Source organism: Pontibacterium sp. (assembly GCF_964228735.1).
Taxonomy (GTDB): domain Bacteria; phylum Pseudomonadota; class Gammaproteobacteria; order Pseudomonadales; family Balneatricaceae; genus Pontibacterium.
Map to the genome: position 1 here is coordinate 1 of NZ_CAXRBQ010000174.1, position 7,493 is coordinate 7,493.

A 7,493-nucleotide genomic window follows, 5' to 3' on the forward strand; every position below is an offset into this window, starting at 1 on the left:
GCGCCTTTATCACTGGCATACCCTGTTGTTCCCCAACAACGATGAATCTGTGCGGCCTATCCGAGTCGGCCAGTTACGTGGTCCCGATCCAATGCGCGTTGTGTCTGGACCGATCCTGAAAGAGAAGGTCCACTTTGAGGCCCCGCCAAGGGAAGGTCTGGAAAGCCAGTTAGACGCCTTTCTGGTCTGGTTCAATGCCAGCCGCAATGACACCCAACCACGTTATCCGCCATACAACATCGAACTTCTGGGCGAAAATGAATAAAGCATCACCATGGCTGTTGCCGGTTTCAACATCGATGAGCTGGACATTCAGAGCGAGAACTCCACCCTGCTGATCGCCGGTACCAAACAGGCTGACAAGCAGCAACACCAGTACCTGTATCAGGGTATCGCGGCACGCAACTTCGAGCGCCGCTTCCAGTTGGCCGACCACGTCAAGGTCACTAAAGCTCATATGGAAAACGGCTTGCTGCATGTAGATCTGGTGCGTGAAATTCCTGAAGCGATGAAGCCACGTTCCATCCAGATCCAAGGCTAAACCTTCCGCTCCACACGAAGTATATAAGGGTCGCGTACGCGGCCCTTTTTGGTATCCGCGTCCGGGGATAATAATGCTCCAAACGGACAAAACTTTGCCGCCTTCGGCAGGCATAATGGATCGGGCTAAACAAAACACCTGAAGGGATACTCCATGGTCGCGAACCAACGGCTGCTCAATATTGTGGAGCTGACTGAAAACAATATGGCCGAACCATTGAGCGTTGAAGAGCTTGCCCGCGCCGTGGGATGGTCGCGCTGGCAACTGCAACGCACCTTCCAGGCCAGGTTTGGCTACAGTATTTCAACCTACTACCGGAAACGCCGACTGAGCAATGCAGCCATGGCGCTCATCGCGCGGCCATGCTCCATTCTGGAGATCGCGCTGAACTACGGTTTTGAAAATCAGCAAAGCTTCAGCCGGGCATTTACCCTCTGCTTCGGCCTTGCTCCGGGGCAATATCGAACGCGCGGCACGCTAAAGGATATATTCCCCAAACTGGATCCAAGCCTGATCAGTTATTTAAATGGAGAGATTGATATGGAACCGGAAATTAAGGTCCACCCTGGGAAAACCTTGTGGGGTTTGAAAACCACCTTCAACGCCCCCGGTTCGCCACACCCCAACAACATGGAACGACTCCCGGCACTTTGGATGGAATTTCAGCGCAAGATGGGAGAATTGGAGCAAACACCCGCTGTGTGCTGGGGTGTCGTAGATTGCAGCACCGCCAACGATGACCTGGAGAACATGACCTACTGGGCATCATTTGAGGATGACCAGGCCAAATCACACGAAGGATTACTGCGCCTGGATGTGCCAGAACAGACCTACGCCTGTTTTATCCATAAAGGCCCAATCTATACCATCGGAGACACACTCACCGCCATATTCAGGGATTGGCTGCCAAACAGCGAATACTGTCATACGGGTGGGCCAGAACTGGAGCTGTATGACGAGCGTTTTGCATTCGACCACCCTGACTCGATACTGGAGTATTGGGTACCGGTTAGAAAAGTGAGCTGATTATTGTTCTGCGAGCTGCTGTTGATACAGCAGCTCCATCTCTTTACTGAAACAGCAGAACACCACCCGTTCGATGGACTGGCAGTCGTACAGACCAACGATCACCGTCCCTACGGCTATCTCCACCGCCTGCTCCAGTGGGTAGCCGTAAACACCGCAACTGATCGCAGGGAATGCTATTGATCTGATCCCCCGCTCCTCAGCCAGCTCCAGACTGCGTTCGTAGCAGCTGCGCAGCTTATTCGCTTCCTCTGCATCACCACCCCGCCAGACAGGGCCCACCGTATGAATCACATACTGCGCGGGTAGGTTATAGCCACGGGTAATCTTGGCATCACCGGTGTCGCAACCGCCCAGGGTTCGACACTCGGCCAAGAGCTCAGGCCCCGCAGCGCGATGGATCGCACCATCAACTCCCCCACCACCTAACAAACTGCTGTTGGCCGCGTTTACAATCGCGTCCACCTCAAGCTGAGTTATATCACCCTGTATAACGTCGATCTTCGCTTTCATTGCAGTAGTCTCATGTAATCAGGCTATCCTTCTGTCTCACCCAAGTGCAGCGCCAACCAGATCGTTGTCTTATCTTCTGGCGTCCACTCCACGCGGTGTCGGCAGTGCGCAGGCAACATTACATGGTCACCCGGTTTCATATGCAGTAGTTGCTCGCCTTGCTCCAGCAACAGCTTAGCCTCACCCTGCACCACCATCACCCATTCATCCCATGCCTGGTCGTACCATTCACCGGCTGGCGTAGCCTGACCGTAAGTCACAATTCTTTCAAGCTTCACGCCGGGGCGAGCCAGAAGGTCTTCAAAGTGTTCCTGCGCCTTATCCGCCGGAAGATCGGTCAACATACTCTTCATGATGCTGCCCGCACCGCCACCTGATACGCCATCGCGCTCCATTCGACCAGTTCCTCGCTGTTGTCCAGACACTCCTCCGGCGCCTGGTAATAGTTAAGATGGCAGGGTTTCCCTTTTTTCATATAGGTAAACCGCTCCAGGTCATGGGCTTTGTATCGAGTTTCTGTCTGGGGATCTGATTTCAGGTAAAGCTGGTCGTCTGCCACCAGCGCAAACATCAATCCGCCGAGAAACAACCCATGACCGCCAAACATCCGTTTTGCCTGCACCGGTCCCAGCATATGCATGCTGTCGACCACGTAGGAGATAAAATCGTCGCTATTCGCCAATGTCCGTTACCTGATAAATCGAGAACTGCATGGTATCACTCCAGTAGTCCTCTGCCAGACCCGCCTTACGTTTAAGGTGCTCCAGAAATCTTTTCGGCTCCGGCAGCTGCTCCCATACCTGCGGTAGGAACGTTGCTCTACGTGTACCCTCCTCAAGCACCAGACCGTCCACACCGGGGCGCAACGCCGACAGTAACGCCTGCTCGGAGTCGACCTTAAGCGGCAAGGTGGGCGTCAGAATCGAGATATGGATATCAAGGTCATCAAATTCATCGCGGCTGAGTGGTGCAAAGCGGCGGTCCCGAAATGCCGCTGCACAGGCATCATAAGACAGCTCGTCCCATAGAGACTGGTGAGCACTCAGGCTGCCGATGCAACCCCGCAGCTGGCCATGGTGGTTCAGCGTAACAAATGCTGCCCGCTCCTCTTTTTGCCACGGCTCCTCGGCATTGCAACGAGCCAGCTCATAGCCCAGCTCCCGAGCGATTGCGGCCCGGGCATGCTCCAGCATCCGCTGCTTTTGTGACGCGTTGTACTCAGTAGACTGCATAGGCGGCATACCCCACTACACGGCTCTTATCACCGCTGGTATCTCCAGAATTACAATGCTGTAGCAGATGAATGCGGTAATCGCTCTGTGTCAGTGCATGCTGCAAGCCGTTCAAGCCCATGCAACCGCACGCTTCCTCCGGTTGGATATTTTCAGCACCGGATAAAATCCGTTTGTGCGTTTGGCCATCAATCATCCGCGCTTCGTCATAGCTATGGAAGTGGCTCATATCCGTACTGATGATGGTCAGCACCTCCGGATCCTCCAGTGCGGGTAAAACAACTGCACCAACCTCTTCCGGACTGGCGTGACCCACCACAATCGGTAACAGCGGAGCACTCACTTCTGCGCGCTGCAGGAACGGCAGCTGAACCTCCAGGCTATGCTCAGCATAGTGTGCCATGCGGTTATAAACGGCGAGCCCATCAGCCACCAATGCGCCGATCTGTTCGCTCGCCAGCTCCATCCGCCCTAAAGGGGTATCAAAAACGTCCGCTTCCGGTACTGCCATACCAATAAAGCCAACGCGATGGCTCGGACCAATCAACAGTATGTATTTATATTCCGCACCTCGTGCAAGACAACTGTACGCCGCTGCCGCTACGTCGCCTGAATAGATATAACCGGCATGAGGCACCACCAAAGCACGAAGGCCTGGTAACGGAGGACGTTCGTGATGCGAGAGGAACTGGTCTACGTCTTGGGTCAGCTGTACCGGATCGCTCGAATAAAATGCACCGGCCACAGCGGGTTGTCGAATGTCCATCGGAGCTCTCCGAAGTTATTTTCAACGAAAGAAAACAGTGGCCCCGAGGCATTGAGCAACACCCCTTACAACACCATGAATTAAGCAATATTTACGGGGTTCATACACAACGGCAACTGCGCTGACACACTGCTAATCTTAAGTATAGAGCGGCTTGAGCGAGAGACGATATGAGCGTGATCGAAGTTGGTTTTTCACACCCGGTTGACCGAAATAAGATACAGTGCGACCTCTGTCCGCGCTTCTGCAAACTGTCAGATGGACAGCGTGGGCTGTGTTTTGTACGGGGTAACGAAAATGGCAAGATGCACCTTTATACCTATGGTCGCTCCAGTGGTTTCTGTATCGATCCAATCGAGAAAAAACCGCTCAATCACTTCCTGCCAGGCACTCCAGTTCTTTCGTTTGGGACCGCAGGCTGCAACCTCGCCTGTAAGTTTTGCCAGAATTGGGATATGAGCAAAGCCCGTGAAATGGACACCCTGGCCGATGCCGCGTCACCGGAGCAGCTGGCACGTTACTGTTACGAGCACGACTGCCGTTCCATCGCCTACACCTACAACGACCCGGTGATCTTTCTGGAGTATGCCGAAGATGTAGCGATCGCCTGCCACGAATACGGCGTGAAGTCGGTTGCGGTGAGTGCGGGTTACATAACAGATCTAGCTCGACCCCGCTTCTTTGAACATATGGATGCCGCCAATATCGACCTGAAAGCCTTTACCGATCGTTTCTACAAGAAGATCTGTGGCGGCAGCCTGCAGCCGGTGCTGGAAACACTCACCTACCTGCATAACGAAACCGATGTCTGGTTTGAGATCACCACCCTGCTAATTCCAGACGAGAACGACAGCAACGAGGAGCTGGAAGCTCAGTGTCGCTGGATTATGGACAACCTGGGGCCGTCGATTCCACTGCACTTCACCGCCTTCCACCCGGACTGGAAAATGCTCGATAAACCGCGTACCCCAGCATCGACGCTTACCCGCGCCCGTGATATCGCGCTAAAACAGGGCCTGCGCTATGTGTATACCGGCAACGTGCATGACACCCGTGGCAGTTCCACTTACTGCCATCAGTGTGGCATGCGTTTGATCGAAAGAGATTGGTATGTGTTGGGAGAATGGAATCTGGTGAACGGTTGCTGCAAAGGATGTGGCACGCCCCTGCCCGGTCAGTTTGAAACCGAGCCGGGGATCTGGGGCGCTTATCGGCAACCGGTGAGGCTTATGAGTTAAGCGCTTTTAGTCGGGCCTGTTCATCAAGCAACGCCGTGCGTAACAGGTCGATATCTTTGATCACTTTCACCTGATTAAACAGCGTCACCGCTTCCGGGAAGCAACGCTTCAGATGGTGTAACCACTGTTTGATGCGGCCATGCACGTAGCCCGGCAGCATGCGCTCGGTGGACTGCTCCATATGATCCAGCAGCAAACCAACGATCTCCACCCAACGGATAGGCTCCACCGGTGCACCATCACGCTGCGCCTTGATCACTTTTACCAAGTCCGGCTGTGAAATCTGACCGCGGCCAATCATTACGTCTTCACAGCCACTCACCTCACGGCAGCGCTGGTAGTCCTCGAACGTCCATATCTCACCGTTGGCGACTACCGGAATCTTTACGTATTCACGAATGCGGGAGATGTACTCCCAGTGCGCAGGCGGTTTGTAGCCTTCCACCTTGGTACGCGCATGTACCGTCACCTGACAAGCACCCGCATCCGCTATCGCAGCCGCGTTGTCCAGGTACAATGACTTGTCTTTGTAACCCAGGCGCATTTTTGCGGTCACCGGCACGTCCTTTGGCACGGCCTTACGTACCGCAGACACGATGTCATGCACCTCGTTGGGTGTTTCCAGCAAGATGGCACCACCACGGTTAGCGTTCACTCCCTTGGAGGGACAACCGAAGTTCAGATCCACTGCCGGTGCACCCAGGCGAGCCACTTTGGCGGCGTTCAGCGCCATCATCTGCGGATCGCTGCCCAGCAGCTGAACATGCACTGGCACACCCGCGGCAGTTTTACCGCCGTGATGAAGTTCCGGGCAGGTCTTCTTAAACAGGTGTGCAGGCAGCACACGCTCCGAGACACGCACAAACTCTGTCACGCAGTAATCGATCTCACTGACACGTGTCAGCAGGTCACGCATGATCGGGTCTACCAGTCCCTCCATCGGGGCGAGGACAATCTTCATCTTTGCTGCTCTTGCTGTTTTGGATACATCAAACGATTATTTATAGGAGCTTGTTCGCACCTTTCCGGGAGTATGCTGATGCGTTTGTTTATTGCACTGGACCCACCCACCGAGATCTGTGAAGAGATCAGTGATCTGCAGTTCCCATCAAGCCAGATACGCTGGAACAATACTGACCAGTTTCACCTGACACTGGCCTTTCTGGGCGAACAACCTGAAAACCGCTTCGACGAACTGTGCGAACAGCTCACTGAGATCCACTTCGATCCGTTCGCGCTTAAAACCCACGATGTGGGCTGCTTTCAGCACGGCGCCTTATGGCTGGGCTTTGAATCCAATCCCATCCTACTGCGATTACAGAAGCAGCTGGCGCACAAATTGCGAAGTATCGCGATCAAGCTGGAACACCGGCGTTTTCATCCACACCTGACACTAGGGCGTTGCCGCAGCAATCCTGGACCTGCGGTTGAACACCTTCAACACAGGCTAAACCGTCGTCGCTTTGAATTTGGTGTGGATCGCTTTCTGCTTAAAAGCAGCGTACTGCGCCAGGACGGCGCAGTACATCAGGTAGAGGCGGAGTTTCTGGCGGATTAGATCGCCGCCAGGCCTCGCAGCATATCGGCTTTGATGTCTTCCAGATCTTCCAGACCCACGGATACACGGATCAGGTTATCTTTAATGCCGGCTTCGGCACGCTCTTCCACGCTCATACGACCGTGGGTGGTTGTGCCAGGATGGGTGATTGTTGTTTTCACATCACCCAAGTTACCGGTAATAGAGAACATCTCAGTGGCATCAATAAAGTTGAACGCCGCTTCTTTACCACCGCGCACCTCAAAGGACAGTACACCGCCAAACGCGCTCTGCTGTTTCACAGCCAGCTCGTGCTGCGGGTGGCTCTTCAGGCCTGCATAGTGCACCTTCTCGATACCGTCCTGCTGCTCCAGCCACAATGCCAGTGCCATCGCTGCCTCGCTGTGTGCCTTCATACGCAAGCTCAGGGTTTCCAGGCCAGTCATGAAGTTCCAGGCGTTGAAGGGGCTCAAACAAGCACCACAGGTACGCACATAGCCGAAGATCTCTTCCATCAGCTTATCAGAACCCAAGACTACACCACCTACACAACGCCCCTGACCGTCCAGATACTTGGTCGCAGAGTGGATCACGATATCAGCGCCCTGCTTAAGAGGCTGCTGCAGTACTGGCGTACAGA

The 7,493-nt window shown here is 54.3% G+C and carries 11 protein-coding genes and 1 pseudogene; 5 read left to right on the forward strand and 7 right to left on the reverse strand.

Annotated elements, in window-relative coordinates; genetic code table 11:
• From ACEQ15_RS18505 to ACEQ15_RS18515, 3 genes and pseudogenes are all read left to right on the forward strand, one after another.
• Positions 1 to 265: pseudogene (locus ACEQ15_RS18505) on the forward strand (hypothetical protein); the annotation flags it as partial.
• A gap of 9 nt (positions 266 to 274) precedes the next feature.
• Positions 275 to 541, forward strand: coding sequence for an Hsp20 family protein (locus ACEQ15_RS18510; protein ID WP_370280738.1), 267 nt, complete (start codon positions 275 to 277; stop codon positions 539 to 541).
• Between the two features lie 153 nt (positions 542 to 694).
• Positions 695 to 1,567 carry a helix-turn-helix domain-containing protein gene (locus ACEQ15_RS18515; RefSeq protein ID WP_370280739.1) on the forward strand — a complete coding sequence of 291 codons (873 nt, stop codon included), beginning with the start codon at positions 695 to 697 and terminating at the stop codon, positions 1,565 to 1,567.
• On the opposite strand, the gene ACEQ15_RS18520 is transcribed toward ACEQ15_RS18515, so the two are convergent.
• The 5 genes from ACEQ15_RS18520 to amrB are packed head-to-tail and all read right to left on the reverse strand — an operon-like array spanning position 1,568 to position 4,078.
• The gene (locus tag ACEQ15_RS18520) at positions 1,568 to 2,080 is read right to left on the reverse strand and encodes an O-acetyl-ADP-ribose deacetylase (protein ID WP_370280740.1); all 513 of its coding nucleotides are present in this window, start codon (positions 2,078 to 2,080) and stop codon (positions 1,568 to 1,570) included.
• Positions 2,081 to 2,103: 23 nt separating this feature from the next.
• The gene (locus ACEQ15_RS18525; protein WP_370280741.1) at positions 2,104 to 2,475 is read right to left on the reverse strand and encodes a cupin domain-containing protein; all 372 of its coding nucleotides are present in this window, start codon (positions 2,473 to 2,475) and stop codon (positions 2,104 to 2,106) included.
• The gene (locus ACEQ15_RS18530) at positions 2,430 to 2,762 is read right to left on the reverse strand and encodes a TfoX/Sxy family protein (RefSeq protein WP_370280742.1); all 333 of its coding nucleotides are present in this window, start codon (positions 2,760 to 2,762) and stop codon (positions 2,430 to 2,432) included. Before ACEQ15_RS18530 ends, ACEQ15_RS18525 begins: the two co-directional genes overlap by 46 nt.
• Positions 2,752 to 3,312, reverse strand: coding sequence for an AmmeMemoRadiSam system protein A (gene amrA / locus ACEQ15_RS18535; RefSeq protein ID WP_370280743.1), 561 nt, complete (start codon positions 3,310 to 3,312; stop codon positions 2,752 to 2,754). Before amrA ends, ACEQ15_RS18530 begins: the two co-directional genes overlap by 11 nt.
• A complete protein-coding gene (gene amrB / locus ACEQ15_RS18540; RefSeq protein ID WP_370280744.1) occupies positions 3,299 to 4,078 on the reverse strand; it encodes an AmmeMemoRadiSam system protein B in 780 nt (259 codons plus the stop codon). The genes amrA and amrB overlap by 14 nt, the downstream gene beginning before the upstream one ends.
• A 170-nt stretch (positions 4,079 to 4,248) precedes the next feature.
• Between amrB and amrS the strand changes: the two genes are divergently transcribed.
• Positions 4,249 to 5,316, forward strand: coding sequence for an AmmeMemoRadiSam system radical SAM enzyme (gene amrS, locus ACEQ15_RS18545; RefSeq protein ID WP_370280745.1), 1,068 nt, complete (start codon positions 4,249 to 4,251; stop codon positions 5,314 to 5,316).
• Here the strand turns inward: amrS and ACEQ15_RS18550 are convergent.
• A complete protein-coding gene (locus tag ACEQ15_RS18550) occupies positions 5,306 to 6,277 on the reverse strand; it encodes a tRNA dihydrouridine synthase (RefSeq protein WP_370280746.1) in 972 nt (323 codons plus the stop codon). The genes amrS and ACEQ15_RS18550 overlap by 11 nt on opposite strands.
• 78 nt (positions 6,278 to 6,355) lie before the next feature.
• Here ACEQ15_RS18550 and thpR point away from each other — a divergent pair, with 78 nt between their 5' ends.
• Positions 6,356 to 6,874: an RNA 2',3'-cyclic phosphodiesterase gene (gene thpR / locus ACEQ15_RS18555; RefSeq protein ID WP_370280747.1), complete on the forward strand. Its 519-nt coding sequence runs from the start codon at positions 6,356 to 6,358 to the stop codon at positions 6,872 to 6,874.
• On the opposite strand, the gene ACEQ15_RS18560 is transcribed toward thpR, so the two are convergent.
• Positions 6,871 to 7,493 (reverse strand): PLP-dependent transferase (locus tag ACEQ15_RS18560; protein ID WP_370280748.1); only part of this gene is annotated, 623 nt, incomplete at its 5' end. The two genes, thpR and ACEQ15_RS18560, sit on opposite strands and share 4 nt — an antisense overlap.

Coding starts and splice junctions, on each gene's coding strand:
- ACEQ15_RS18510 (WP_370280738.1), top strand. CDS start 275: ATGGCTGTTGCCGGTTTCAACATCGATGAGCTGGACATTCAGAGCGAG.
- ACEQ15_RS18515 (WP_370280739.1), top strand. CDS start 695: ATGGTCGCGAACCAACGGCTGCTCAATATTGTGGAGCTGACTGAAAAC.
- ACEQ15_RS18520 (WP_370280740.1), bottom strand. CDS start 2,080: ATGAAAGCGAAGATCGACGTTATACAGGGTGATATAACTCAGCTTGAG.
- ACEQ15_RS18525 (WP_370280741.1), bottom strand. CDS start 2,475: ATGGAGCGCGATGGCGTATCAGGTGGCGGTGCGGGCAGCATCATGAAG.
- amrA (WP_370280743.1), bottom strand. CDS start 3,312: ATGCAGTCTACTGAGTACAACGCGTCACAAAAGCAGCGGATGCTGGAG.
- amrB (WP_370280744.1), bottom strand. CDS start 4,078: ATGGACATTCGACAACCCGCTGTGGCCGGTGCATTTTATTCGAGCGAT.
- amrS (WP_370280745.1), top strand. CDS start 4,249: ATGAGCGTGATCGAAGTTGGTTTTTCACACCCGGTTGACCGAAATAAG.
- ACEQ15_RS18550 (WP_370280746.1), bottom strand. CDS start 6,277: ATGAAGATTGTCCTCGCCCCGATGGAGGGACTGGTAGACCCGATCATG.
- thpR (WP_370280747.1), top strand. CDS start 6,356: ATGCGTTTGTTTATTGCACTGGACCCACCCACCGAGATCTGTGAAGAG.